This is a genomic window from Sphingobacterium lactis, from assembly GCF_051951495.1.
Taxonomy (GTDB): Bacteria; Bacteroidota; Bacteroidia; order Sphingobacteriales; family Sphingobacteriaceae; genus Sphingobacterium; species Sphingobacterium lactis_A.
This window is the reverse complement of sequence record NZ_JBNHAS010000002.1, coordinates 588,507-615,309: the sequence shown is the minus strand read 5'-3', so window position 1 is coordinate 615,309 and position 26,803 is coordinate 588,507. Positions and strand designations below refer to the sequence as shown.

General features: G+C 38.0%; 23 protein-coding genes. 6 read left to right on the top strand and 17 right to left on the bottom strand.

Going from position 1 to position 26,803, the window contains the following annotated elements:
- Positions 1-56: 56 nt before the first annotated feature.
- Together ACP6L2_RS10300 and ACP6L2_RS10295 are read right to left on the bottom strand one after the other, a co-directional pair.
- Positions 57-2,567: a TonB-dependent receptor domain-containing protein gene (locus ACP6L2_RS10300; RefSeq protein ID WP_440509113.1), complete on the bottom strand. Its 2,511-nt coding sequence runs from the start codon at positions 2,565-2,567 to the stop codon at positions 57-59.
- A 75-nt stretch (positions 2,568-2,642) separates the two neighbouring features.
- Entirely contained in the window at positions 2,643-2,924 is a 282-nt protein-coding gene (locus ACP6L2_RS10295) for an ATP-dependent Clp protease adaptor ClpS (protein ID WP_344672930.1), read from the bottom strand.
- 68 nt (positions 2,925-2,992) lie between these two features.
- Here ACP6L2_RS10295 and ACP6L2_RS10290 point away from each other — a divergent pair, with 68 nt between their 5' ends.
- Complete coding sequence (locus ACP6L2_RS10290) at positions 2,993-4,039, top strand: 3-oxoacyl-ACP synthase III family protein (protein WP_440509112.1); 1,047 nt, start codon at positions 2,993-2,995, stop codon at positions 4,037-4,039.
- Between the two features lie 67 nt (positions 4,040-4,106).
- On the opposite strand, the gene ACP6L2_RS10285 is transcribed toward ACP6L2_RS10290, so the two are convergent.
- From ACP6L2_RS10285 to ACP6L2_RS10240, 10 genes are all read right to left on the bottom strand, one after another.
- Complete coding sequence (locus ACP6L2_RS10285) at positions 4,107-4,781, bottom strand: sterol desaturase family protein (RefSeq protein WP_440509111.1); 675 nt, start codon at positions 4,779-4,781, stop codon at positions 4,107-4,109.
- Positions 4,782-5,001: 220 nt separating this feature from the next.
- Complete coding sequence (gene atpG, locus ACP6L2_RS10280; protein ID WP_344672933.1) at positions 5,002-5,880, bottom strand: ATP synthase F1 subunit gamma; 879 nt, start codon at positions 5,878-5,880, stop codon at positions 5,002-5,004.
- Between the two features lie 99 nt (positions 5,881-5,979).
- A complete protein-coding gene (gene atpA / locus ACP6L2_RS10275; protein WP_344672934.1) occupies positions 5,980-7,554 on the bottom strand; it encodes a F0F1 ATP synthase subunit alpha in 1,575 nt (524 codons plus the stop codon).
- Positions 7,555-7,613: 59 nt separating this feature from the next.
- A complete protein-coding gene (atpH, locus tag ACP6L2_RS10270; protein ID WP_440509110.1) occupies positions 7,614-8,159 on the bottom strand; it encodes an ATP synthase F1 subunit delta in 546 nt (181 codons plus the stop codon).
- Between the two features lie 28 nt (positions 8,160-8,187).
- Positions 8,188-8,688: a F0F1 ATP synthase subunit B gene (locus ACP6L2_RS10265; protein ID WP_440509109.1), complete on the bottom strand. Its 501-nt coding sequence runs from the start codon at positions 8,686-8,688 to the stop codon at positions 8,188-8,190.
- Positions 8,689-8,794: 106 nt separating this feature from the next.
- Entirely contained in the window at positions 8,795-8,983 is a 189-nt protein-coding gene (gene atpE, locus ACP6L2_RS10260) for an ATP synthase F0 subunit C (protein WP_021188666.1), read from the bottom strand.
- A gap of 40 nt (positions 8,984-9,023) precedes the next feature.
- On the bottom strand, positions 9,024-10,121 hold the full coding sequence (gene atpB / locus ACP6L2_RS10255) for a F0F1 ATP synthase subunit A (protein WP_440509108.1): 1,098 nt from the start codon (positions 10,119-10,121) through the stop codon (positions 9,024-9,026).
- Positions 10,122-10,208: 87 nt separating this feature from the next.
- Positions 10,209-10,613 (bottom strand): hypothetical protein, encoded by a 405-nt coding sequence (locus ACP6L2_RS10250; protein WP_440509107.1) that lies wholly within the window; start codon positions 10,611-10,613, stop codon positions 10,209-10,211.
- The gene (locus ACP6L2_RS10245; protein WP_440509106.1) at positions 10,606-10,836 is read right to left on the bottom strand and encodes an AtpZ/AtpI family protein; all 231 of its coding nucleotides are present in this window, start codon (positions 10,834-10,836) and stop codon (positions 10,606-10,608) included. The genes ACP6L2_RS10250 and ACP6L2_RS10245 overlap by 8 nt, the downstream gene beginning before the upstream one ends.
- Positions 10,837-10,872: 36 nt before the next feature.
- Positions 10,873-13,107, bottom strand: a complete 2,235-nt coding sequence (locus ACP6L2_RS10240; protein WP_440509105.1) for a helix-turn-helix domain-containing protein — start codon at positions 13,105-13,107, stop codon at positions 10,873-10,875.
- A gap of 109 nt (positions 13,108-13,216) precedes the next feature.
- Here ACP6L2_RS10240 and ACP6L2_RS10235 point away from each other — a divergent pair, with 109 nt between their 5' ends.
- Positions 13,217-13,723, top strand: a complete 507-nt coding sequence (locus ACP6L2_RS10235) for a phosphoheptose isomerase (RefSeq protein WP_440509104.1) — start codon at positions 13,217-13,219, stop codon at positions 13,721-13,723.
- A 308-nt stretch (positions 13,724-14,031) separates the two neighbouring features.
- On the opposite strand, the gene ACP6L2_RS10230 is transcribed toward ACP6L2_RS10235, so the two are convergent.
- The gene (locus ACP6L2_RS10230; protein ID WP_440509103.1) at positions 14,032-15,483 is read right to left on the bottom strand and encodes an ATP-binding protein; all 1,452 of its coding nucleotides are present in this window, start codon (positions 15,481-15,483) and stop codon (positions 14,032-14,034) included.
- Between the two features lie 260 nt (positions 15,484-15,743).
- Between ACP6L2_RS10230 and ACP6L2_RS10225 the strand changes: the two genes are divergently transcribed.
- Both ACP6L2_RS10225 and ACP6L2_RS10220 read left to right on the top strand, forming a co-directional pair.
- Complete coding sequence (locus ACP6L2_RS10225) at positions 15,744-17,597, top strand: DNA topoisomerase IV subunit B (RefSeq protein ID WP_440509102.1); 1,854 nt, start codon at positions 15,744-15,746, stop codon at positions 17,595-17,597.
- 173 nt (positions 17,598-17,770) lie between these two features.
- Positions 17,771-19,552 carry a hypothetical protein gene (locus tag ACP6L2_RS10220; protein ID WP_440509101.1) on the top strand — a complete coding sequence of 594 codons (1,782 nt, stop codon included), beginning with the start codon at positions 17,771-17,773 and terminating at the stop codon, positions 19,550-19,552.
- A 465-nt stretch (positions 19,553-20,017) separates the two neighbouring features.
- On the opposite strand, the gene ACP6L2_RS10215 is transcribed toward ACP6L2_RS10220, so the two are convergent.
- From ACP6L2_RS10215 to ACP6L2_RS10205, 3 genes are read right to left on the bottom strand one after another with little or no spacing between them, the layout of a single operon-like run.
- Entirely contained in the window at positions 20,018-20,920 is a 903-nt protein-coding gene (locus tag ACP6L2_RS10215) for a class I SAM-dependent methyltransferase (protein WP_440509100.1), read from the bottom strand.
- A gap of 53 nt (positions 20,921-20,973) precedes the next feature.
- On the bottom strand, positions 20,974-21,732 hold the full coding sequence (locus ACP6L2_RS10210) for an ABC transporter ATP-binding protein (protein ID WP_344672945.1): 759 nt from the start codon (positions 21,730-21,732) through the stop codon (positions 20,974-20,976).
- Positions 21,733-21,739: 7 nt separating this feature from the next.
- Positions 21,740-22,474 carry an MlaE family ABC transporter permease gene (locus ACP6L2_RS10205; RefSeq protein ID WP_440509099.1) on the bottom strand — a complete coding sequence of 245 codons (735 nt, stop codon included), beginning with the start codon at positions 22,472-22,474 and terminating at the stop codon, positions 21,740-21,742.
- A gap of 217 nt (positions 22,475-22,691) precedes the next feature.
- Between ACP6L2_RS10205 and ACP6L2_RS10200 the strand changes: the two genes are divergently transcribed.
- Entirely contained in the window at positions 22,692-23,603 is a 912-nt protein-coding gene (locus ACP6L2_RS10200) for a LiaI-LiaF-like domain-containing protein (protein ID WP_440509098.1), read from the top strand.
- A gap of 28 nt (positions 23,604-23,631) precedes the next feature.
- Positions 23,632-25,638 carry a (E)-4-hydroxy-3-methylbut-2-enyl-diphosphate synthase gene (gene ispG / locus ACP6L2_RS10195; protein WP_440509097.1) on the top strand — a complete coding sequence of 669 codons (2,007 nt, stop codon included), beginning with the start codon at positions 23,632-23,634 and terminating at the stop codon, positions 25,636-25,638.
- 75 nt (positions 25,639-25,713) lie between these two features.
- Here the strand turns inward: ispG and ACP6L2_RS10190 are convergent, their stop codons facing one another.
- Positions 25,714-26,496, bottom strand: a complete 783-nt coding sequence (locus tag ACP6L2_RS10190) for an META domain-containing protein (RefSeq protein ID WP_440509096.1) — start codon at positions 26,494-26,496, stop codon at positions 25,714-25,716.
- Between the last annotated feature and the right edge of the window lie 307 nt (positions 26,497-26,803).

Below are 26,803 nucleotides of genomic sequence, written 5' to 3'. Positions count from 1 at the left end.
TATAGTTGATTTATTTGTAGCGCTAAATTTAGGCAAACAAATCGTAATATCAAGAATTAAAATTGTTGGCCTCCCATATCATCCATGTCGTTATTTTCTGAACGCTTGCGTTTGCTAACATCCTGAATTCCGAAACGATATGAAAATGAAAGAGTAAACATTCTACGCATCCAACGGTGTGAAAAGTCAATTTTCTTATCTACCAAGTAGTTCTCCATTTCAAACTTACGAGTATTGAAAGCATCCCTAACATTCAACATGATATTGGCTTTATTGTTAAATAAGTCCTTTCTCAATGCTAAATCTACTCCTGCCATTGGTTTCATTTCACCCTGTAAGGTTTTCATACCACTGCGGTAGTCACCTCTCACTTGTGCAGAGAATGTTGGGGTGAATTTCACATTGGTAGTTAAGTTACCATGATAGTTAAAACTGGATGCTGAACGAACTTCAAAATCTGCCTTAGGTGTGATATTCATGTAGAACAAGTTGGCATTCGCTGTAACATCCCACCAAGAGAATACATTCACCTTGGAGATCAATTCAAATCCCATGGAATTATTGTCCGCCACATTTTCCCATTTCGAATAGGTGATATTACTACGGTCACCAACGATATCTCCGATCAACTCGGAAGGATAAATGAAAGGTTGGAACATGTCGTTAACACGACGATAGTATGCAGAGGATACAAAATTCCATTTTTGATAGAACTTAGAGAAGCTCAACTCCAAAGCATGAATATCCTGAGGCATTAAATTCGGATTACCTTGGCGGTAATTCTGCTCATCAGAAATATCCAGGAATGGATTTACCTGCCACCCTCTTGGACGTTCTACGCGGCGCGTATAACTTAATTGAACCTTATCTCCTTGCCCCTGACCTACATCATAGCTTAAGAATACACTTGGATAGACTCTAAAGTAATCCAAATTACCATCTGTAGCACGTTTTTCTGCTGGAACTGATGGGTCTAAAGAATAGTAGGTAGAATTTAAATAGGCCTGTTCAGCACGTAGTCCTACCTGTGCACCAAATTTAGAGGTCAATTTCTTTTGGTAATTGGCATAGAGTGCATGTACCGTACTGGTCATATCGAAATCATTCGATACTTTATAATCGGGAAGAAAAGCATTGCTCAACGTATCGAACAATTCGGAATACTGATGATCGTTAGAAGTACGAACCATCGTTCTATAACCTGCTTCAAACTTATGATCTTCAGCAAATGGAAGTGTATAGTCTAATTGGACATTCCAATTTCTACCACGCTCTGATGTTGTGTTTTCACGAAGTAAGTCCTTGCGGTTACTGGCGTAAGTCTGATGGAAATTGTTTGTGCCATCCTCACGATCATCACCAAAGGAGATGTTTCCTAATAATTCCTCGCCTTCTCTTTTAAATTGCTGACGGTAATCAAATGTTAAGTCCACTCCAAAGTCTTTCTCCTCTTGGGCAGACTTACGGAAGCTATTTTCACCAAAAGCAGGAATATTCCAGTAGGAATAATTGATGTCCTGCGTACGGTTATTATCACGGAAACTTAGGTTTCCACCTAAGCTAAAGGTAGTCTTGTCCGTGGCATAGATATCCGTTCCTAGACGTATGGTATGGTTATATCCTTGACGTCTGCTATCATCTGTAGAATAAGTTCTAGGACTAGCTGGGGAAATACTACCATTGATATAATCGGTGTTATCGGTATAACCACCACCTAACATGTTGCGTCTGCTGAAGTTATAACTACCGAAATAATTTACTTTTCCAGGTCTATAATTTAAAGTAACTCCGGCATTTGCATTCTCATAAGATCCACCCGAAGCATTTACAGAACCATTTAATCCGGTACGGATGTTTTTCTTTAAGATGATATTGACAATTCCAGACTGACCTTCGGCATCGTGTTTTGCGGATGGGTTAGTCATAATTTCTACTTTAGCAATCGCATCTGCTGGTAGTGACTGCAGGAAGGCATTGATATCTGAACCTGCCATAGCAGATTCTTTACCATCTACCAAAATGCGGACATTGGAAGAGCCTCGTAAGCTAATGGATCCATCGCTCTGTACCTGTAGAGTAGGAACATTGCCTAATAAATCTTGTGCAGAACCTCCTACAGAGACCATACTTTGGGATACATCAAATACTTTCTTGTCAATCCCGATTTGCAGATCTGGGATTCTTCCTTGTACCACAACCTCGGAAATCTGCTGTCCTTGTTCTGTCAAGGCAATCTTTCCTAGATTGATGGGCTCATTGGCTTTAACAACAAAATTCTCTCGAGAATAGGTTTGAAAACCTACATAACTAACTTGTAAGATATACGTTCCGGCTTGAACATTTTCTATCGTGAATTGACCTTGAGCATTGGTTTGCTGCCCACGTAAATAAGCACGAGTCGTCGTTGATAATAGACTCACACTCGCACCTGAAGCAGGGCTTACACTATCTTGTTTAACAATGGAACCTGTAATATTTGCTTGCTGTGCAAAAACGAATAAAGGGAGTAAAAAAATAAGGGAAAAAGATACTTTCTTAAATAACATACGAATGTAGGATTGTGACATACATCCGCAAAAGTGCAGATTAAAAAAGTAATAGAACCTAACGTAACCGCATTATTACGAGGATTTAAGGGTTTTTTACTCAATAGAGACAGTTAGTCCTTCCGACTTGAGAATCTTCCGATAGACTTCCATTTCGGTATAGGATCCTTCCAAAATGGTACACTTGCCTTTGGTATGAACAGTCCAAGCAATTTTAGAAGCTTCCTCTTCGGTATATTGTAAATAATGCATCAAACAGAAGATCACATGATCGAATGTATTGATCTCATCATTCCATAAAATTAACTTATTGGATTCCTTAGTGGCCGCTAAAATCTCCTCTAGGGTAAATGTTTCCTGTTCAACCTCTACGCTCATAAGGCAAAAATAGCTTATTTTTCAAATAATTCTTTAATTTAGCTGAATTGTTTACTTAAAATAACCCTATGTTTCAATCAAAAATAGCAGGTTTGGGATACTATGTCCCAAAAAACGTATATACCAATAATGACCTTACTCGTTTTATGGAAACGAGCGATGAGTGGATCCAAGAACGTACAGGAATCAAAGAACGTCGATATGCTGACCGCATTGGTGAGACCACAACAAGTATGGGTGTTGAAGCCGCTAAGATTGCCATAGAAAGAGCAAATACAACCGCAGAGGAGATTGACTTCGTGATATTCGCTACTTTGTCTCCAGATTATTATTTCCCTGGTTGTGGTGTCTTATTACAACGTGAGATGGGGATGAAAGAAGTAGGTGCATTAGATGTTCGTAATCAATGTTCCGGTTTTGTATATGCTTTATCCATTGCTGACCAATTTATCAAAACCGGCATGTACAAAAACATCTTGGTAGTGGGTTCTGAAAAACATTCATTTGCTTTAGATTTCTCTACTCGTGGCCGTGCAGTATCAGTCATCTTTGGTGATGGTGCTGGCGCTGTTGTGCTACAACCAACAACTGAAGAAGGAAAAGGTATCTTGAGTACGCATTTGCATTCTGATGGTGCTGATGCAGAGAAATTAGCCATGTATTACCCTGGTGCTTCTGCTGGTTATTACTTGGACGAAATTCCTGAATGGCCAGATGTAGAATTGGGTCAAATGTTGATGACCAAAGAAATGTTGGAGGATGGCTCTGCATTTCCTTATATGGATGGTCAAGCGGTATTTAAAAAGGCAGTTGTAAAATTCCCAGAGGTAATTGGGGAAGCTCTAGCTAAAAACAACTTGAAATCTACAGATATTAATATGCTAATTCCTCATCAGGCGAATTTGCGTATTTCGCAATTCGTTCAAAAGACCTTAGGTCTTAGCGATGACCAAGTATTTAATAACATCCAAAAATATGGAAATACAACGGCTGCATCAGTGCCAATTGCACTTTGTGAAGCTTGGGAAGAAGGTAAAATTAAGGATGGTGATCTGGTGTGTTTAGCTGCATTTGGTGCAGGCTTTACATGGGGTTCTGCCCTGATCAGATGGTAAGATATTAAATTCTCCATAAAAAGAAAGAACCCTAGCTCTTGAGAAAGGGTTCTTTCTTTTTATGGACTTATGATGGTTGTTCAATCTTTGCAGATTTAACCACATTGGTCTTATTTGATTTCTTTTTATTAAAGCCTGATCCAAATACCTTATCCCATATGGCAGAGCTTACACCAAATCCTCGATCAGGTTCAGCATAATGATGTAGCATATGGTGATCCTTAATCTTCTTAAACCATCCTGATTTAAAGTTTGCATGGTGCATAGCATAATGGCTCTCGTCATAAATTAAATAACCAAATAGAAAACCTCCAAAGAAAGCTGCTAAGGTAAAGGTTCCAAAAAACCAGCTGAAGATAAAGTATATGATAGCCGCCATGGGGATACTTGCCGAAAGCGGCATCACCAAACGTAATCTATCTTTTGGAAAATCATGGTGAACTCCATGGAATATAAAATGGATCCTTTGTCCAAATTTAGAGCTAGGTACATAATGGAATACCCAACGGTGAAGAACATATTCGGCCAATGTCCAAAATGCTAATCCAAATAAGAAATACCCTATTACGGTCTCCACAGACAGTGCTCCTGGGACCAATGCTCTCCATTCAAAATAAATGATAACCGGTATCCAAAATATCAATGGAACGGACCAGTGTACTTTTGTCAATGACTCTAAAAAGTCATTCTTAAACATCCGAGATGACTCGGTAGAATTCGATACGTATAACTTCTTTGCCATACTCAAAAAACCTTACGATGATTAAATAGTAGCTATTAGACAAACCAAATAAGGGTACTAATAGTTTGTTTGGTGATTACAAATGTAATAATTAGCGATATCTAGACAATAATAAAACTAATAATTTGACAAATAATGGATAATAGTCAAGAATATAGGTCGAGTCAAATAAAAAAGCCGTGATAAATCACGGCTTTCCTTATACTATTTAAATTCTTAATTATCCATTGGATAGTGCAGCTGCACCGGAAACAATCTCTGTTAACTCGGTTGTAATTGCAGCTTGGCGCGCTTGGTTGTACGATAGTTTTAACTGACGTAATAAGTCGCCTGCATTCTCAGTTGCTTTATCCATGGCAGTCATACGAGCACCATGCTCAGAAGCATTAGAATCCAATACAGCTTTGTATAATTGGATTTTGATTGCTTTAGGGATAAGCTCCTCAATGATTTTTTCTTTGGATGGTTCGATGATATAATCCAATTCTGCTACATCTTCATTTTTTTCCTCAGGCAAAAGAGGTAAGATTTGCTCTGAAGTCAAAATTTGAACTGCTGCATTGCGGAATTGGTTATAAACCACCTCAACACGGTCAATATTACCTTCTTTAAACTGTTCCATCACGTAGTCAGTAACTTTAGAAACATTTTCAAAATCAAGATTATTGAAAAGATCGTTATGATTACCAATTACGGAGAAATTGCGCTTAGTGAAGAAATCATGACCACGTTTACCGATAGCAATAATGCTTACATCGCCACGTGCAAATTGATCAGCATATTTATTAGCGATCAAATTATTTGCAGTCTTAATGGCGTTAGCATTAAAAGCACCCGCCAATCCTCTGTTCGAGGTAACCACAACGATCAATACCTTTGTAGGGATACGATCTTCGGTAAAAGGCGAGTTATTTCCCTCAACTGATGCTGAAACTTGTGCCAAGATATCTCTCAATTTGTTTGCGTATGGACGCAATTGAACGATTGCATTGGTAGCACGTTTCAACTTCGCAGCCGATACCATTTTCATCGCTTTGGTAATCTGTTGCGTAGAGGATACGGAGGTAATCCGGTTTCTAACTTCTTTTAAGTTTGCCATATGTTCTTTCTAGATAAGAGACGTCAGACAATAGATAATAGACTTTATTTCACTGAAGAGCTTTTGTCTATTATCTCTTGTCTAATATCTAATGTCTAATTAATATTTTGACGCTAATTCCTTAGCTACTTTTTCTAATACGTCTGTTAAATCATCAGAGAATTTACCTGCTTTTAAAGCTGATAATACTTCTGGATGACGTTGCTCCAATTGCGTTAAGTATTCTTCTTCGAAGTCTTTAACCTTGTTTACTGGAACATTACGGAACAATCCTTTAGTACCTGCATAGATAATAGCAACTTGCTTTTCTACCGCTACTGGAGAGTATTGTCCTTGTTTAAGAATCTGCACGTTACGGATACCTTTATCTAATACCGCTTTAGTAGCAGCATCTAGATCAGAACCAAACTTCGCGAATGCTTCTAGTTCACGGTATTGTGCTTGATCTAATTTCAAAGTACCAGCAACTTTCTTCATGGATTTAATCTGCGCATTACCACCTACACGTGATACCGAGATACCTACGTTGATCGCTGGACGAATACCTGCGTTGAATAAGTTAGACTCCAAGAAGATCTGTCCATCAGTGATGGAAATAACGTTTGTAGGGATATATGCCGAAACGTCACCTGCTTGAGTTTCAATGATTGGAAGTGCTGTTAATGAACCACCACCTTTTACCAAATGCTTGATAGATTCAGGTAAGTCGTTCATGTTACGAGCGATATCATCAGAAGAGTTGATTTTCGCAGCACGCTCTAATAAACGAGAGTGAAGATAGAATACGTCTCCTGGATATGCTTCACGGCCTGGAGGACGCTTCAATAATAAAGACACCTCACGGTAAGCAACCGCTTGTTTTGACAAGTCATCATAAACGATCAATGCTGGACGACCTGTATCACGGAAGAACTCTCCGATAGCAGCACCCGCCATTGGCGCATAGAACTGCATTGGTGCAGGATCTGCAGCAGATGCAGAAACGATAACTGTGTAAGGCATTGCTCCTCTTTCTTCTAACACGCGAACGATGTTAGCTACAGTAGAGTTTTTCTGACCTACAGCAACATATATACAGAATACTGGCTGACCAGCATCATAAAATTCTTTTTGATTTAAAATGGTGTCAATACAAACAGCAGTTTTACCTGTTTGACGGTCACCAATTACCAACTCACGCTGTCCACGACCTACAGGGATCATCGCATCAATCGCTTTGATACCAGTTTGTAATGGCTCAGTTACTGGTTGACGGTAGATAACACCAGGAGCTTTACGTTCAATTGGCATTTCATATGTCTCACCAACGATAGGTCCTTTACCATCGATTGGCTGACCTAAAGTGTTTACAACACGTCCTAACATACCTTCACCTACTTTAATAGATGCGATACGGTTTGTACGTTTAATTGTATCTCCTTCTTTGATCTCATCAGATGCACCTAAAAGTACAACACCCACGTTGTCTTCTTCTAAGTTCATCACAATACCTTGTAATCCGTTAGGGAACTCAACCAACTCTCCTGATTGAACTTTTGTTAAGCCGTAAATACGAGCGATACCATCACCTACTTGAAGCACGGTACCCACTTCTTCTAATTCGGCCGCTGACTTAAAGCCTGACAATTGCTCTCTAAGAATTGCCGAAACTTCATCTGGTCTTACCTCTATCATTGTTTAAATTCGTATAAGGGGTTTTTATTCTATTTTATCTTCATGCGCTAATACAAAGCTTAAATGCCTTGTACTGCAAAATGTCTTTCTAACTTATTCAATTTACCTTGAATACTTTCATCCAACTGTCTGTCACCTACTTTAACGATGAAACCTCCAATTAAGGAAGCATCAACTTTATTAATAAGTTTTACATCAGCATTGATCTGCTGACCGATGGTTTGACTTAAAGCTTGAAGGTTAGCCTCCGAAAGTGGAGCAGCAGAAATTACTTCTGCCTTCACTATACCTTTTACTTCGTTATATTCACGGATAAATTCCTGTGCCGTAGCATAGATTAATTCAGCACGACCTTTTTTAGCCATAATTTGGAAGAACGCTAAAATCTCTGGTTTAACTTTATCGTTAAATAAAGATTTCAAGATAGCCGTTTTACGGTCTGTCTTGATAATAGGGTTATTCAATACAGCTTGTAATTCCGTACTTCCTTTAATCACACTTACTACACCTTCCATGTCCGCTTTAACCTGATCCAAATTGTTGTTTTCTTTGGATAGATCAATTAAGGATTTGGCGTATCTGGAGGCTACTTTAAAAACTGACATAGTTTAATGCTTAAAATTCGTTAACCAATTAGTTTAATTTAACATCTTTCAACAAATCAGAAACTAATGCTTCTTGTTTGTTTTGGTCTTCAAATTCTTTAGTCAATACTTTACGTGCGATATCCAAAGATAAAGCAGAAACTTGATTCTTAACTTCAGCTAATGCTTTAAGCTTTTGATCTTCGATTTGGCGTCTAGCCTCTTCGATCATTTTGCTTCCTTCAGCATGTGCTACAGTTTTCGCTTCAGCAACGATTTTATCCTTAAGCTCTTTTGCTTCTTTTAAGATCAAATCACGTTCTTCGCGAGCTTCTTTTAATAGCTGTTCGTTCTCATTAGTCAAACGAGCCATCTCTAGTTTTGCCTTCTCAGCAGAAGCTAATGCATCAGCAATTCCTTTCTCACGCTCCTCTAAAGCATTTACGATAGGCTTCCAAGCAAATTTTCCTAGCAAAAAGATAACAATCAATAAGATAATCGCTTGCCAGAAGAACAAACCTAGGGAAAAATCATGTATTAACGCGTCCATTTATTTAATGCTATATGTGTAATTTTTTTATTTTTTGTCTTTTTTCAGAAACATAACTTGCAACCAACCGTTGCAAGCCATGTTCATTTCTTTTAATCAGATTGGCTTATTTACCTAAAAGTAAAGCACCGAATGCTAAACCTTCCAATAACGCACCAATGATGATCATTGCAGTTTGAATTTTAGATGCTGCCTCTGGTTGACGAGCGATAGCTTCCATTGCGGAACCACCGATTTTACCTAAACCTAAACCTGCACCGATAACGATTAAACCTGCACCAATTAAATTGTACATAATGAAATTTATTTATAAATATTTAACAAAAAAATTCTAATTAATGATGAGCGTGCTCTTCAACCGCCATACCAATGAATAGGGATGACAACATAGTGAAGATAAACGCCTGCAAGAAAGCAACCAATAACTCTAAGAAGAATAACAACAAGGTAAGTACCATTGATACACCGATTGAACCTGGAACAGTTAATTGATGTTGCAATAAGTAAACTACGGCTATTAATCCCATTACTACGGTGTGACCTGCTGTAATGTTAGCAAACAAACGAACCATTAAGGAGAAAGGCTTTGTAAACAAACCTAAAACCTCAATTGGAGCTAATACAAACTTGAATGGAACTGGCACACCAGGCATCCAAAAAATGTGTTTCCAATAATCTTTATTTGCTTTGAAATTCGTAATGATAAAAGTAAACAAGGCTAAACACAATGTTACCGAGATATTACCAGTAACGTTTAAACCTAGTGGTGTTAAACCTAAAATGTTCAACAAGAAAATCAAGAAGAATACCGACAATAGGTACGGCATAAATTCTTTGTAACGATGTCCGATGTTAGGGATAGCCATCTCATCACGTACATAAAGTACAAGTGGCTCTAATACACGACCAATTCCTTTAGGAATTGCATTGGACCCATTTTTGTACGTTTTTGCTAAACTAGTGAAACCTAAGAACAATAGAATTGCAGCTAAAATTAAACCTACAACAGCTTTTGTAATCGAGAAATCTAATGGTTTCTTGTTTGACGGAAAGCCTTTTTCATCATAAGTGATGGTACCTGCCGCATCAGTTTTGTAGATCTTGCTGTGGTAATATTTGTAGTAATTTCCTCCTTTTTCCACAACTTTCTCTCCATGACCAAACTCCGAAGCGGAGAATACATGTAATCCATTATCAATTAAAATAACTGGAAGTGGGAAACCAAAGCTCTCACCAGTTTTTGAATTGTGGAAGAAGTTAAAGAAATAATCGTCTTTTAAGTGGTGTTGGATATGAGCATTAACCTCCTCTGCGGTAGAGGGTTTTCCTGCTGTGTGACCTTCTGCATGTGATTCTTCAGCAGCTAAACGAAAAGGATTAACAGCGAATAAAACGACTGTAAATAATAAAAGTACTTTCTTAAGACTCACCATTTTAAAGATGTTGAATTATGACAAATTTTGCGCAAAATTACAATTTATTTTCGCATTAGTCCACAAATGTTCAAACTTTTTGAAAATTTACTTGGACGGTTCTGGTTCTTGCTGATTTACAAGGTAATACGCCACGAAGGCATCAAACAGTAAATACACGAAAAATACAACCAAAAAATTCAGTTCAATGAAATCATTCTCAAGGATATTAATCCCATTGTGAATGAAAATATAACTACCGATTGCTTTCAAGGTCATACCCACCAAAAAAGCAAATCCGACCTGAGTGGGCATCGCATAGTCAATACCTCCCAATATGGCCAACATCACCATGGATGATATGGCACCAAAAACATACATTCCCGTTAAACTATAACCCGTCCCTATCCACCAATGATCGTGATCATTACTCTGCAATACAACATGGTGTATTCCAAAACTAACTCCTGTAAGTAGCAGTAGCACTAGGATAAACAATACGTATTTATTCATTTTTGTTGATGTAGTTTACTTGCCTGATAAATTGATATAGTGAGATAACAACGCCTAACATAGTCAATCCCTTCATCCACCACTCCCCTTCAACCTGGTACTTTTTATCCATAAAAGTACCGAGCCAATAGAAAACATAGATGGTTATCCCCATTTGAAAGGGCATGGAGGTAAATACCAACCACTTATTAACCTTCTTTTTTTCTGGCTTTTGGTCTTTCAATCGCGTCTATTTCTTAGGTAATTGAGGCAAATATAATTAAATAACATGAGGTTTAGCATCTTGCTCTTTCCTAAATTCCAACTCTTTTCTTGCAATGCTGATCTCTGTATATTCCACACGCTGATCCATTCGTTGTCTAATCTCCGAGGATGACGCATCAGGATGCTGTGCTATGGTATTAATTACTTCTTCCAATAGCTTTGAATCCATTAAATCAGAGGCTTCAATATCCTGCCCAATAAAATTGACCAAATGCCCAATAATCGTCCCTTTCACCATGCTTCGCTTATCCGCAATTTCCTCAATATCCAAGCCTTCCAAATACATTTCTAAGGTTATTTGTTTGGTATCTTTCTCCTTTTCATCATCTGAACTTTTCAGGTCACCATCCTTTGGTCGCTCCCAATTCAACAGTTCATCTGAAAGATCAGAATTCGACTTAGTAAGCTCTTCTGCAATAGTTTGACTATGCTTTAGCTGCTCAAATTTGCGTTTAAAATCCAGTAGCAATTCCTTTAAATTACTAATATATTTTTTCGTTCTTTTCTTGACATGCCAAGCATCAATATGAGCTTCTAAAGGTTCCAGACAGTCCTTTTGAAAGTTTGGTAAAAACCAACTTACCGCAGCCTTTGACCGTTCGCATATCTTCTCATAATCTGTATCCTCTTTTTGGGATAATAACTGATGTAATTGGGTAATAAACTTATTGGCTACCTGTTCTTGTCCTTTCAGTTTTTCCAGCATTTGTTGCAATACTTCTAAGGCCTCCTCCTTCTGTTCTATTTTCTTTCCTTCGAGGTCTACTAACAAAAGATTTAATGCTTCCGTTAAAGTATGCCAACGGAAACTATGTAACAAAATTTGTCCCAAATAGCGACGACGACTTTCTTGTAGGATTGGAGATAGGTCACCAATTGCCTCCATACGCTGCATAAAATTCAGTACCTGATAATCCGTACGTATCGCATGACTCGCAATCTTTGAACGCAGTACCAAGCCCTCTAAACCTGTCAGCCTACTCAAAGCCACATATACTTGACCAGCAGCAAAGGAGGTCCCCGCATCAATAATAGCCTTTTCAAAGGTTAAACCTTGACTCTTATGGATGGTGATTGCCCAAGCCAATCGCAATGGGAATTGAGAAAAAGTACCTAATACCTCTTCCTCAATTTTATCCTCTCCCTTATTGTAAGAATACCGAATGTTTTCCCAAGTCTCTCTTTTCACTTCCACATCATCTTCCCCATTTGGAAAAGAAACAATAACCTTATGTTTATCAATATTGATTTCCTTAACTGTTCCGATTTTTCCATTATAATATCTGCGATCTTCACCAATATCGTTCTTGATAAACATAACCTGCGCTCCTTCACGAAGACTTAATAGCTCATCAACTGGATAAAGACTGTTCTGAAAATCATCGGTAATGATGGATTTAATTTGGTAAAGCTTAGAATCCAAACTTTCCAACTGCTCCTGATTTATCTGATCAGCCAGACGATTATGAGAAGTCAAAGTAATGTATTGTTCTCCTTCAGGCACTTTAAAATCAGGCTTAAAATGACTGTTTAAACTTTCCAAATCATCCGCCGTGCTCTGATTATTACGGATCTTATTCAATAGATTGATAAATCGATCATCTTGCTGACGATATATTTTCTTTAATTCTATAAGCACTGGTGGTTGTTGTTTAAAGACCTTAGCTTCAAAGAAAAACGGACTTTGATAATAGTTCCTTAAAACTTGCCATTCTCTATCCTGCACCACAGGAGGTAATTGATAAAGATCACCAATAAAAAGCACTTGAACTCCACCAAAAGGACGCATATCCCGACGCACACTTTTCAAGATGACATCAATAGCATCAAGGGTATCTGCTCTAACCATGGAAACCTCATCGATGACTAACAATTCCAATTCTTGAAGAATTGCTCGCCTATTCTTTGTCAATTTAATGGTACTGAACAAACGATGCTTATTGTAAATATTTTGGTCTTGATCACCCCATTGCAAAGGATAATCCTCAACAAATGTCCCGAAAGGCAACCAAAACAAAGCGTGTAAGGTTGTACCACCAGCATTCATTGCTGCCACACCGGTAGGTGCTGTAATTGCCATTTTCTTATAACTATGCTCGCGTATATATTTTAAAAAAGTGGTTTTACCAGTCCCAGCTTTACCCGTAAGGAATATCGGTTGTTGAGTTTGGTTAACAAAGGCTACAGCTTGTGCAAAGATTTCGTTCTGCTTATCTAGGGGTGTTGACATATCAATTTTCTATTCCTACAAATATAGGGTTATTAGCCTGAAACCCTTTTTGAAATCCTTGTATTAATACAAAAGTTATATTATCTTCACGAAAGAAAACTTAATAACCATGACATATATTGATAAAAGCGATTTATTCCAAGAAATTGAAACAAAATTAACGGATAAGGGCTTCAAGATTGAAAATGTTGACCAAAACAGACCTTGGGGCGGATTTTTTGTAATTAATGAAGATCAAGCACAAGAATTTGCAAATGCTTATTTTGAAGGCTTAGATGTACAGGATTTAAAGATATCCGGAAAACTAAGTCCAAAAGTACTAATCGTAGGACCTAACAAACGTCTTTCTTGGCAATACCACCACCGTAGAGCAGAAATCTGGAGAGTAATCCGTGGAGAAGTAGGTGTTGTAACTAGTCCTGATGATCAAGAACATGAGTTAAAGATATTAAAAGAAGGAGATACCATTCGTTTAAGCCAAGGTGAAAGACACCGTCTTGTAGGCCTAGGAAACTATGGTGTAGTAGCAGAAATCTGGCAACATACCGATGCTTCTAACCCTTCCGATGAAAGCGATATCGTACGTGTACAAGACGACTTCGGACGCGGCGAATAAGCTTTTTATCCTCTTAGGATATATTAAGGCCAACCGAAGGGTTGGCCTTATTTTTTAACTCATTAAACCTATATTGACTCCTAAATCGAAATGTTCAAATAAGAAGTAAAATCCTTAAAAAATTGCTTATTTATATCAAAAATGTAAAAATAAGCACTATAGACAATGCTTATTTAGTACAATTTTGTAATAATAAGCATTTTTTTCACTAAAAACACCCTTATTTTTACAGCGCATAAACCTGTTTTTAAAGGTTTATTAGTTACATTAAATAACAATATATGTTATAATTAGCACCTAAAGGCAAATTAATAAGCGGTTGTTTTAGTCATTAGTGTATAATCCCCAATATTATAAGCATAAACTGATGCGGGTAAAAAAGTAAAATTAATACCCTCATGGATTTTGGTACCTGACATATCGATGGTCGTAACTATCGTGCTTTTCAGTTGATTACTTTTGCAGAAAGTGATTAAGCTCTTCAAATCCCAAGGTGAGTTAAAATATCTGTTACTCCATTTTATCTCAACTCCCCATTTGGGTTTAAACATCTTATCATCCAACAACACCAAATCAACTTCACCTTCCAGTCTACCCTCTTTCCATCGCGCATAAGTTAAATCAAGATTCTCCCTATGCATCCATTGAGATAATATAGCTGTTTCAACCAAATTACCTAACTCCTTATCTTTCTCCTTAACTGGGGAAAATAAAGCGGTCCTTAAAGAAGGGTTGGTCAGATACACCTTAAATCTTGTGATGCGCTTTAAGCGTTTTGCGTTAATGTCGACTTTGTTGAGGACTTTTATCAAAAATGCAGACTCCAAATACTCCAAATAGCGTTTTAAAGTTTCTTTTTGAATAGCACCCTCTTTAGACATAGTCTCGTAAGAAAACTCATTTCCAGAATTGTAAGCTAGATAGGTAAAAAACCGATTAAGTTCCTGAACATCTTTAATTCCATACAAACTCGGAAGATCCCTTAGAAGTACTTTATCTACAATATCATTCTTCACATATCGCCCCATATCCTTTTGAATAGTTTCAGACAATACGACTTCAGGATAGCCACCAAAGTTCAGGTAGTGCAAGAATTCCTTATTAAATTCAGAAATATTTGGCGCCACCCAGTAAGCAATCGATTCGCCATCATATTCAATGACACTTTGTTGTACTAGATGATTCTTATTTTTCAAATGAATAAATTCTTGAAAAGTGAGTGGTGGTAACATAAAATCAGTAAATCTTCCAGCACCACTTTCGGTACTATACCACTTTAATGCAGCCGCTGCTGAACCTGAAACAATGAACTTTACGTTCGGGTAACTATCCACCAAAACCTTTAAATGTCTTTCCCAATCCTTTAAATATTGAATCTCATCAAAGAAAACATAGAAACCATCCAAATCCTTTGCTCCAACCGCGCGCTGACTTAAAACCAAAATATCTTCTAAGCTCCGCTGTATATAAATAGGGTTATCAATGCCAACAAACAAAATCTTTTGGGCATCTACTCCATCTGCTAAAAGCTGGTCAATACAGTGAAACATCATCACTGTTTTCCCAACCCGCCTTGGCCCCATGAGTACAACAGCTCGACGAACTTCCTTTTCTGCAACAAAAGGATAGAACAAATCAAAATACAAACGCCTTAACATGTTTTTATAAATCAAGGGGATCTCTTTACTAACCCACCATGGATTCTCATATTGAAGTCGTTCAATAATTATTTCTGTAGGAATAAGACGAGAATTTTTCATAAAACTTCTTATTTATACATAAACATACAAAATAAGCACTATACATAATGCTTATTTTTACATTTTTGTACCAAATAAACATTATAAATAAAGCTTACTATGTTTTTCAATATTCTGTCCGATCAAGACTTTTTTGTCGTTTCACAACCAAATCCCTAACCCTTACCCTACCCAATTCACAGTTGTTAATATTGTATCTTAAAAAATCGAATAAGTTTTTTATATTTTTGCGATGGTTGTAAAAAAGTAACTGACAATTTATGACAGCATATAACGAAGACAGCATACGGTCTCTGGACTGGAAGGAACACATCCGACTACGTCCAGGTATGTACATTGGTAAGCTAGGGGATGGTTCTGCTTATGATGATGGTATCTACGTACTTTTAAAGGAAGTCGTGGATAACTCGATTGACGAGTTTGTCATGGGAGCAGGAAAAATCATCGACATTACTGTCAATGAAAACCGTGTAACTGTACGCGATTACGGTAGAGGTATTCCTATTGGATCTGTTGTGGATGTTGTTTCAAAGATAAACACAGGTGGTAAATACGATAGTAAAGCCTTCCAAAAGTCAGTGGGTTTGAACGGTGTGGGTACAAAAGCTGTTAACGCGCTTTCTAACCAATTCTCTGTTCAATCTTATCGTCAAGGAGTAACCCGTATTGCTCAGTTCAGCAAAGGAGAGCTATTAACAGATGAACAAAAGGACACTACCCAACGTAATGGTACTTCCGTAACCTTTTATCCGGACGATTCCATCTTCCGGAATTATAAATACCGTTTAGAGTTTGTAGAAAACATGATTTGGAACTATGTGTTCCTGAACTCAGGTTTAACCATAAACTTCAATGGCGAGAAATTCATCTCTGAAAACGGTTTAAAAGACCTACTTGAAAGAAATGTAGAAACTGAAAGCATGCGCTATCCGATCATCCACTTAAAAGGTGATGATATAGAAATAGCCATGAGCCACGGTCAGCAATATGGCGAAGAATATTATTCTTTTGTCAACGGACAACACACGACGCAAGGTGGTACACACCAAGCGGCATTTCGTGAAGCTATTGTAAAGACCATTCGCGAATTTTATAAAAAAGAATTTGATGCTTCGGACATCCGTTCTTCTATTATTGGTGCTATTGCCATCAAAGTACAGGAACCTGTATTTGAGTCGCAAACAAAAACAAAACTCGGTTCTCAAAGCGTTGGACCAGAAGGTCCTACCGTACGTACCTTTATACATGATTTTGTAAAGAAAGCATTAGACGATTATTTACATAAAAACCCCGCTACTGCAGATGCCTTGCAAAAAAGAATCTTACAGTCCGAAAGAGAACGTAAGGATATTGCCGGAATCAAGAAGTTGGCGAATGAGCGTGCTAAAAAAGCATCTCTACACAATCGAAAACTTAGAGACTGTAAAATTCACTTCAGTGATAAGCATGAACGTAATCTAGAGACTACCCTATTCATTACCGAGGGTGATTCTGCCAGTGGATCCATCACAAAATCTCGTGATGTACAGACACAAGCCGTTTTCAGCTTAAAGGGTAAACCTTTAAATTCTTATGGTTTGACCAAAAAGATCGTATATGAGAATGAGGAGTTCAACTTATTGCAACACGCATTAAATATTGAAGACGGAATTGAAGGTCTGCGCTATAACAACATTGTCATTGCTACCGATGCCGATGTGGATGGTATGCACATTCGTTTATTGTTGATGACCTTTTTCTTGCAATTCTTCCCAGACTTGGTAAAAGCAGGACATGTATCTATCCTACAAACACCGCTTTTCCGCGTGCGTAATAAAAAGGAAACCATCTATTGTTACTCGGATGAGGAAAGAATTCGCGCTATCGATAAACTAGGTGGTAAACCTGAAATCACGCGATTCAAAGGATTAGGTGAAATCTCCCCTTCAGAATTTGGATTATTTATTGGTGAAGACATGCGTTTAGAACCGGTAATCCTTTCAAAGGATAATAAATTATCGCAGTTACTGGAATATTATATGGGAAAAAACACCCCAAATAGACAGCAACATATTGTGAATAACCTTCGGGTAGAACTAGACACAGAAGCAGTACTCACCAAAGAGGCTGTATAGCACATATTAAAGCCCGCTGATGCGGGCTTTTCCTTTCAATATACACTTAAGCGCTCCGAAAAAATCAAGTTCTTAAAGACGCTTAAAGTGACCAACATCATTTTTCATTACTTCTTTTTATTACTTTTTATTTGCGGCTTAATGTGCTATTTGCATTCGTATTTTAAACGCAAATGAATCATTCCTTTCATATCCCTGTTTTAGGCCTGGCATATTCAGTCGATACTCCTATAAAAGTTGCCAAATATGGTATTTCTTCCGTTATTTCCATCGTTGATGATGAATTATTGGAACGCCTTAGGGCATATTATAGTGAATCGGGGGGCTTAGTCTATCAAGAGATAAAGGAACAGGAAGAAGATGCACGAGCAAGAAGGATAACCGCCTATTTGAACCTGGCTCAATTGCTTGTCAATGAGCAAATCGATGAACTGCGTCAAGCAGATTTCTCCGAAAACAAAACCATTCAACAATATTTCGATCTACTTCCAGATTTACATCCTTTAAGGCAACAATACGCTTTATGGGAGAGTATGCCAAGTGGACACAATAAGGATATTCTGAAAGAGAAAATCCGAGAAATGATTTTACCCGGATCCATTGATGTCAACATCATGTCCAAGGTTGATAAGATAAACCATGGCAAGGATGGAGAAGCATTATCAGAGATCTACTCCGATGCATCAGCTGCAGTACGCGGATTTGCCAACAGTGGATTACAATCTTCTTTGATACTTTCTGCTGGGATGAACCCCAGATTATATGCTTATATAGCAGAACTGCCAGCATTTTTACCAGATTCTCAGGGAAGTTTTGAGAAGAAAATTACACTTAAGGTTTCCGATTATCGGTCAGCCTTAATTCAAGCGAAGTATTTAGCAAAAAGAGGTATTTGGATATCCGAATACCGCATCGAATCGGGCCTAAATTGCGGAGGTCATGCGTTTGCCACCGATGGCTTTTTATTGGGTCCGATTCTTGAAGAATTTAAAGCCAACAAACAAGTTTTAATGGATGATGTATTTCCATTATACAAGTTGGCCTTACAGGATATAGGTCTAGAAATTGAACAAGTTCCTGCTGTTCGTCTTACCGTACAAGGGGGTGTGGGTACAACACAGGAACATCAATTTCTCTTAGACTATTACGACATGGATGCTGTGGGTTGGGGTTCTCCTTTTCTACTGGTTCCAGAGGCAACCACAGTCGATGAGGAAACCCTTCAAAACCTTGCCCAAGCAGATGCAGATGATTTCTACATCAGTAATGCTTCTCCTTTAGGCGTGCCTTTCAATAATTTCCGAAAAAGCACTGCCGAAAAGGCTCGCTTGCAAAGGATAGCACAAGGAAGACCAGGATTTCCTTGTACCAAGAAATACCTGATTTCAGATAGCACCTTTTCCGATGAACCACAATGTACTGCAAGTCGAGCCTATCAAGTCAACAAGATCAATGCACTAAAAGCAGAGAATCTAAATCCAGAAGATTATCAGAAGGCCTATGATCGCATTGTTGAAAAACAATGCTTATGTGAAGGCTTGGCTACACCAGCTTACCTGAAGTACCAAATCTTGAAACCAAGAGAACGATCAGCAGCAGCTATTTGCCCCGGTCCTAACACGGCTTACTTCAATAAAGTTTATAGCTTAAAAGAAATGGTAGACCACATCTATGGCCGCATCAATGTACTTCAAGGTGTAAAACGCCCCTCTATGTTCATTAATGAACTGGAGTTGTACGTGAAACATTTATCGAATTACATACAGGAAAACCTACCGGATATAGACAGTAAAAAGAAAAAGTATATTCATAAATTTCAGCAACAGTTGGTTGATGGCATTAATTACTATCGGTCTTTACAAGATCGGGTAAACCAAGTTTTTGGAGAGTCTAAGGCAGCTTTCCTTGAACAGTTGACCAACTATGAAAATCAACTTAAACCACTCATTGTGTAATATTTAAATGCCTACTGTGAAAAATGTGAAAAGTAGTCGTCGTGATGACGGCTGCTTTTTTTATTTGCATCACTTCACCTTTCTTTGAAATCATGATATTTCCAGTTCCATTCTGAAATACCAATATATTCCTTCGAGTCAAGCAGCATAATCCCTCTAGTTTCATTCGACACTCTCCCGCATTTTTTAAGGATTTTACTCGGATCTTTTTCGGATCTCGTTCGCTTCTAACCGAACAAGATCCGAAGGAGTTCCGAACAAGTTCCGAAGGAGATCCGAAAGAGTGGCGATGAAAACCTCTTTAAATAGATGTGAGATATGAGACCGCTACGCTATTAGATACGAGAAAAAACACTACATACCACAGAGGATAGACAAAGGAAATAGGTTGTACATTTAGCAAATATGGAGCATAAAAAAACAGCCATTAAAAATGGCTGTCTCCAAATTTGAATCATCATATTTTTATTTGGCAAACTTTCTGAACTTTCCAAAAACACCAAGAGGCAGTTTCGGGCCAGCAGTTGCCTGCAAGAACAACTCTCCTATTTCCAGGTTTTCCACCTGAGGAAAAGAGGTCTTAATTAAATTTTCTACAATAACGGAAGAGAAACCTAATGAATAGGTATTCAAGATTAGGAAATGCTCCTTAGGATCTAATAGTTTCACTACGTCCTGCATCATTTCCATAATATGGTCTTCCAATTTCCATTTCTCACCTTTGGGGCCATGTCCATATGCTGGTGGATCGAGGATGATACCATTGTAGGTATTTCCACGCTTTAATTCGCGTTTTACAAATTTCAGTGCATCTTCTACTACCCAACGGATATCACTAATTCCAGAGATTTCTTGGTTTTCATTAGCCCAAGTCACCACCTGTTTAATGGAATCCACGTGTGTTGTATCCGCACCTGCTGCTTTCGCAATGAGTGAAGCACCACCTGTATAAGCAAAAAGATTCAAAACCTTTGGTTTTGCTGTTTTAAAGCCTTTTACAGATTCTGAGATATAATCCCAGTTCACAGCCTGCTCCGGGAATATTCCAACATGTTTAAAGGATGTTAGTCCTAATCGGAATTTTATGGCAACATCCTGATTCTTGTATTGAATATGCCAACGGTCAGGAGTTTTCGGGTTCTTCTTCATCCAATCGCCACTAGTTGCCGAGCGACCTTTGAACTTGATATGGTAACGTTTGTTCCATTCCGCATCGCCAAGTGCTTTAGGCCATACCGCCTGCGGCTCTGGACGAATTAAAATCAACTCGCCAAATCGTTCTAATTTTTCGAAATCACCACAGTCGATCAACTCGTAATCTTTCCAATGTTGTGGTGTAAGTAATTGTATAGGGGAAATTGTGTTCAAGCTACTGTATTTTGTGCAAAGATAGCAAATTACCTAAATAAACATCCTGTTGCTTAGCGCTTCATGGTATCACGGGCAGCTTTCATTAACGGGCTTGCAAATACAAACTCGTTCAATTCTTTATTATCCGACTTTAACATATCTTGATTTGACCCTTCCCAATATTTCTGTCCCTTGAATAAAAACAAGATATAAGCCCCAATTCCCATCACTGAGTTCATATCGTGAGTTACAACGATGGTAGTGGAGTTATACTCCTCTGTCAGGTCTTGAATCAGCTCATCAATTAAAATGGAAGTTGCTGGATCGAGTCCCGAGTTGGGCTCATCACAGAATAGGTATTTCGGGCTCATGGCAATCGCACGAGCAATTCCCACCCTCTTTTTCATACCGCCGGACAATTCCGAAGGAAACAATTTATTCTTGCCAGCTAGATTCACCCTTTCAAGACAAAAATTAGCACGATCAATTTTCTCTGACTTACTCATTTCGGTGAACATATCTAATGTAAAAATGAGATTTTGTTCTACTGTCATGGAGTCAAACAGCGCTGAGTTTTGAAAAAGCATACCAATCTCTTTACGAATAGGTACCTTTTCCTCAAAATCCATACGTGTAAATTCCTGACCATCAAAAAATACTTTTCCTTCATTAGGTTGGTGCAAACCTACAATACACTTAAGAAGCGTACTTTTTCCAGAGCCAGAACCGCCAATAATTAGACTTACTTTACCAGGTTCAAAGGTAGCATCTATACCATCAAGCACCAGGTTATCACCAAAAGATTTATGAATATTTGTTATTTCAATCATGAGTTTATTACAACATTAATGCGGTGATCAAATAATCACATGCCAAGATGGTAATACATCCTATTACCACCGCTTTCGTTCCTGCTTGACCTACCTCTAAAGCACCTCCACGCACATTGAATCCTTTATATGCAGGTACCGACGTAATGATAAAACCAAAGACAAAAGCTTTAACCATCGCCACAGAAACGGTAAAACCATTAAATCCAGAGCGAATACCTTCTGTATAATCATCCACACTAACAGCTCCAGAAAGCGATCCGCCGATCATACCACCAATAATAGCACAGAAAATAGCTACAGTAACCAATACGGGCACCATGATGACACCTGCAATGATTTTTGGAAGGATAAGATAGCCTGCAGCATTAATCCCCATGATCTCCAGGGCATCAATCTGTTCAGTGACACGCATGGAACCAATTTGGGAAGAAATAGAAGATCCCACTTTTCCCATCAATACCAGAGCAGAGATGGTTGGGCCCAATTCTAGGATGTTGGAGTCACGGTTAATCTGACCAATTACCGAAGTAGGAATTAAATCCGAAACCAACTGAAAAGCGATTTGCATCGTCATTACCGCCCCGATAAAGGTGGAAATAATAACAATTAATCCAAGCGATCCAACGCCTACATCACTCATTTCATGAAGAACTTCTCTCCAATAAATTTTCCACTTCTCCGGTTTGCGAAAAACCTTTTTCAACAATAAAATGTAATCGCCGATATAATAGAATAGCATATATAGATATGATTTCGATTTTTTGAACCATTTAAGAGTACTACATCAACCCCTATATTGCTCAAAATGTTTATATGTGTTCAAGATAACAATTCCTAACGAATTAATTCACCGACAAATCTAATTGATTTACCGAAAATTTAGGCATCATAGCCTATTTATCCTAATTAAATTTGTAATATCGTATTAGTTTTGAACTCAACAAAACAACAAAACAATGAACAACAAAATTGCAACAGGTATCTGGTTATTATTCATAGGAACAGTTGTTCTCTTGCATAATCTACATATTATCAACTTTAACTTCTTTGCTGCCTTAAAATTATGGCCTTTATTCTTGGTTTCCATAGGTATTGGTTTCTTGTTTCAAAACCGCAAGAATGGTGCTTGGATAATAGCAATAAGTAACATCGTCATCTGTTCCATCTTTTTTTACAAAGGGGTTACGGGTGATGAAACCATGTTTGGCAACATCAGCATAGTAAATGATGAAGATGATTCTGAATTTATACCGGCGAATGCAGTTGGACTGATAAAAGCAGGCAATGAAGATAAAGTTCGTTTAACAATTAATGGCGGGGCGGCTAAATTTGTAATGAATGACAAAATTTCTCCCGACTCTTTAATGAGAGCAAGCACCAAAAGCCAAAACTCTTCAATTTCATTAGTAAATAGTGGGGATAAGAATCAAAATTTGACATTGAATAATAAAGTTCGATCCAGCAAATCGGGCAACAATTCCATATTAGTGAACTTGAACAATTCAGCGATTTGGGATTTGGAATACAATGTTGGAGCGGCAAATATAGATGCTGATTTTAGAAACCTTAAAATTGGATCCTTAGAAATAAACTCCGGTGCTATGAGCATGGACATGCACCTTCCTGCCCCAATAGAAGGCACCAACAATATAGAGATTAGCACTGCGGCATCTAAAATCATTTTATATCTTCCAAAAGGTGCAGCATGTCGAGTAGAAACAGAATCCTTTTTATCAAACAACAAGTTTGAAGGTGTTGATTTAAAGATGGAAGACTATCGACAAACGGCAAATTATGAGCAAGCTTCGAGTCGTTATCATATCAAAGTCGAGGGAGCTGCAAATTCGTTAAGCATTTTACGTTATTAACTTTTAAAAATAGCTAACTTTGTCTTGTATGGACAGTTTGAAACTAACAGGACTAGCAGGAGGATATTGCAATTCGAAAACGACATATAGTCGATTTTTAACTCGAGAGGTACAGATTGGGGATATTCCTATGGGTGGACATCAACCCATTCGTATTCAGAGCATGACGACCGTGGACACCATGGATACCATGGGATCCGTTGAGCAAACCATCAAAATGGTGGATGCCGGATGTGAATACGTCCGTATCACTGCTCCAAGCATAAAAGAAGCCGAGAACCTAGCGAACATCAAGAATGAATTGCGCAAGCGAGGGTACAATGTTCCTTTGGTAGCAGATATTCACTTTACCCCAAATGCAGCTGAAGTAGCAGCAAGGATTGTGGAAAAAGTTCGTGTGAATCCTGGAAACTATGCCGATAAAAAGAAGTTTGATCAAATCGACTATACCGACCAAGCCTATCAAGCTGAGTTAGATCGTATTTACAAGAAGTTCGCCCCATTGGTGAATATCTGTAAGGAATACGGCACAGCCATGCGTATTGGTACCAACCATGGTTCATTATCAGACCGCATCATGAGCCGATATGGCGATACGCCTGAAGGCATGGTGGAATCAGCATTGGAATTTATCCGCATCTGTGAAGACCTGTATTATTATAATTTAGTGGTATCGATGAAGTCTTCGAATCCGCAGGTGATGGTTCAAGCCTATCGCCTATTGGTGGAAAAGATGGTTGCTGAAAACATGAATTATCCTTTGCACTTAGGTGTTACAGAGGCTGGTGATGGAGAAGATGGCCGTATTAAATCGGCAGTGGGCATCGGTACGCTATTAGAAGATGGATTAGGAGATACAGTTCGTGTTTCTTTAACCGAAGAACCAGAAAAAGAAGCTCCTGTCGCAATTGCTTTAGTGAATCGATACAGTAATAGAGCTAAGAAATTGGTGGAGGAACCTACTCGAGAAATCATACAATTAATCGAAACAGTAGAAACCAAACCTTACACTTCAAAAGAGGTCAATGCCTTTATTGGTGGCTTTTTAGTTCCTAGAATTATTGTTGACCTATCTGAAAAGAATTTAAAGGATCCTTTCATCCTATCGGATGTAGGCTATAAATACGATGCCTTATTGGACAAATACCATATGGGGGATCAATCGGTGGACTTTGTTTTCTTGGGCGACAGTTTGCCATCCTTTACCATGCCTGGCAATTTAAAACAACTTTATCATTACAAGACCTGGTTAGGTTTAGCGAATAAAACTAATATACATCCGGTATTTTCTTTACAGGAATTTGTTGATGCCGAACAAAAGGACAAATCCATGAACTTGGTCTATGTTTCCAATGATGATTTGACCAGTGATTTGTTTGGTCAATTGCAAATGGATTCCACAACAGTCTTTATTTTAGAGACGGATCATACACATGGTATGGCAGATCAGCGTCAATTCTTTGCCAATTTGCAAGAAATAGGTATTGATTGTCCAGTTATCATCAAAAGAAGCTATGCCGCTGCTGAGTTTTCTGGGCCAATTGGGGATATTATGAATCCTGAAGAACCCATATCGAAGATTCAATTGTATGCTGCCACAGACTTGGGCGCATTGCTGATTGATGGATTAGGATCAGGAATTTGGGTAGATAGCCCTGCAACACCGACAGATAAATTGGCATCTATATCCTTTGGAATTCTACAAGCTACACGTTCAAGAATATCAAAGACAGAATACATATCCTGCCCGAGTTGTGGAAGGACTTTATTTGATTTACAAGAGACTACGCAAATGATCCGTAGTCGGACAAACCATTTGAAAGGGTTGAAGATTGGTATTATGGGTTGTATAGTAAATGGTCCTGGTGAGATGGCAGATGCCGATTACGGCTATGTTGGTGCTGGTCCGGACAAAATAACCTTGTATAGAGGAAAAGAAGTAGTAAAACGAAATGTCTCCTCTGCCAAAGCATTGGATGAACTCATTGAGATTATTAAATCCGACGGCCTTTGGGTCGAAGAAGGATTAAATTAAAAGTACTATTCAAATAAAACAAAAAGGCTCGAATGCAATATGCACTCGAGCCTTTTTTATATTTTAATAAGAGTCTTATTTCTTTTTAAAGCTCAAAATATCACGATTCTTAAAGGACATCCTTAAGGTATCACCGGACACCGTAATCTTGTCAACTGATGCTAGTTTTTGAAAGTATAATCCTTCTCCTTGTCCAGGGCATGCCATCTTGGTTGAGAAGATATCACTAAAATTCACTTCATCACCTTTGATTTCTAGGTTACCGCCATAGTTATTACAACCACCATTTCCAGAAATCTTGTTTGAACCAGCTTCAAAAGTAATAGTTGCTTTTTTTTCAGGGAACAAAGTAATTAACGGAAGTCTCGTATCGGCCATAAAACTCAATTCCCAAGTTCCTGCTAATTCAGTATCATTTGCTACTTCCTTAAATTTTGCCAACGGAGCACGACGACCAACGTTCAATGAAAGAACACCATCGTGTAGGGTGTAGTTATCTGTTAACTTAAAAACCTCGGCCAAGGCTCTGTCAGATTCCATATCTGGACAAGCCATCATAGTAGAAATTCCACCTGTGAAACGAAGACGTAGACCTTTATCAAATTTATATCCACCATTCATGGTATTACAACCACCGGTAGCAGAGTAACGAGATTCGCTCGTATGGAATTGCAAATAAGGCATTTTCCCATTGATCATACCCGCAATAGGTTTCCCTGCTAACTCAATTAATTGCCATTTTTTACCGGTGATTTTAGCAATGTCAGCTGTGTCATCAGCAGTAATTTGTTTTGATCCTCCGCAACTAGCGAAAATCAAGGTTGCTACAGCTAGCATACTAAAGATTACTTTTTTCATAGTTGTACTTCTTATTTTCTTTTATAAATACCATTAATTAGACGTATTGTTTGTCAATAATGCTACTTCTTGTCATTATATTGGGAAAAATAGGTTTATATAACCCAAATACTTAATTAGTTAGCGTTAGAAAACTTATTGAATTTCATTAAATAGTAGCGTTTTGAATTGGTAAACTAAGCTACAAACTTAGGTTGTTATGTCAAAAATAGATCTTATTATCACAAAATAAGCAGCAAAAGGAGGCATTGAAAATAATAATCTACTAAACTAGTATATTTTCTATTTTTTCTGCTTAATTCATGTG

Bases quoted from the DNA above. Each gene is read 5' to 3' on its own strand.
- ACP6L2_RS10300 (WP_440509113.1), bottom strand. From the start codon at position 2,567: ATGTCACAATCCTACATTCGTATGTTATTTAAGAAAGTATCTTTTTCC.
- ACP6L2_RS10295 (WP_344672930.1), bottom strand. From the start codon at position 2,924: ATGAGCGTAGAGGTTGAACAGGAAACATTTACCCTAGAGGAGATTTTA.
- ACP6L2_RS10290 (WP_440509112.1), top strand. From the start codon at position 2,993: ATGTTTCAATCAAAAATAGCAGGTTTGGGATACTATGTCCCAAAAAAC.
- ACP6L2_RS10285 (WP_440509111.1), bottom strand. From the start codon at position 4,781: ATGGCAAAGAAGTTATACGTATCGAATTCTACCGAGTCATCTCGGATG.
- atpG (WP_344672933.1), bottom strand. From the start codon at position 5,880: ATGGCAAACTTAAAAGAAGTTAGAAACCGGATTACCTCCGTATCCTCT.
- atpA (WP_344672934.1), bottom strand. From the start codon at position 7,554: ATGATAGAGGTAAGACCAGATGAAGTTTCGGCAATTCTTAGAGAGCAA.
- atpH (WP_440509110.1), bottom strand. From the start codon at position 8,159: ATGTCAGTTTTTAAAGTAGCCTCCAGATACGCCAAATCCTTAATTGAT.
- ACP6L2_RS10265 (WP_440509109.1), bottom strand. From the start codon at position 8,688: ATGGACGCGTTAATACATGATTTTTCCCTAGGTTTGTTCTTCTGGCAA.
- atpE (WP_021188666.1), bottom strand. From the start codon at position 8,983: ATGTACAATTTAATTGGTGCAGGTTTAATCGTTATCGGTGCAGGTTTA.
- atpB (WP_440509108.1), bottom strand. From the start codon at position 10,121: ATGGTGAGTCTTAAGAAAGTACTTTTATTATTTACAGTCGTTTTATTC.
- ACP6L2_RS10250 (WP_440509107.1), bottom strand. From the start codon at position 10,613: ATGAATAAATACGTATTGTTTATCCTAGTGCTACTGCTACTTACAGGA.
- ACP6L2_RS10240 (WP_440509105.1), bottom strand. From the start codon at position 13,107: ATGTCAACACCCCTAGATAAGCAGAACGAAATCTTTGCACAAGCTGTA.
- ACP6L2_RS10235 (WP_440509104.1), top strand. From the start codon at position 13,217: ATGACATATATTGATAAAAGCGATTTATTCCAAGAAATTGAAACAAAA.
- ACP6L2_RS10230 (WP_440509103.1), bottom strand. From the start codon at position 15,483: ATGAAAAATTCTCGTCTTATTCCTACAGAAATAATTATTGAACGACTT.
- ACP6L2_RS10225 (WP_440509102.1), top strand. From the start codon at position 15,744: ATGACAGCATATAACGAAGACAGCATACGGTCTCTGGACTGGAAGGAA.
- ACP6L2_RS10220 (WP_440509101.1), top strand. From the start codon at position 17,771: ATGAATCATTCCTTTCATATCCCTGTTTTAGGCCTGGCATATTCAGTC.
- ACP6L2_RS10210 (WP_344672945.1), bottom strand. From the start codon at position 21,732: ATGATTGAAATAACAAATATTCATAAATCTTTTGGTGATAACCTGGTG.
- ACP6L2_RS10205 (WP_440509099.1), bottom strand. From the start codon at position 22,474: ATGCTATTCTATTATATCGGCGATTACATTTTATTGTTGAAAAAGGTT.
- ACP6L2_RS10200 (WP_440509098.1), top strand. From the start codon at position 22,692: ATGAACAACAAAATTGCAACAGGTATCTGGTTATTATTCATAGGAACA.
- ispG (WP_440509097.1), top strand. From the start codon at position 23,632: ATGGACAGTTTGAAACTAACAGGACTAGCAGGAGGATATTGCAATTCG.
- ACP6L2_RS10190 (WP_440509096.1), bottom strand. From the start codon at position 26,496: ATGAAAAAAGTAATCTTTAGTATGCTAGCTGTAGCAACCTTGATTTTC.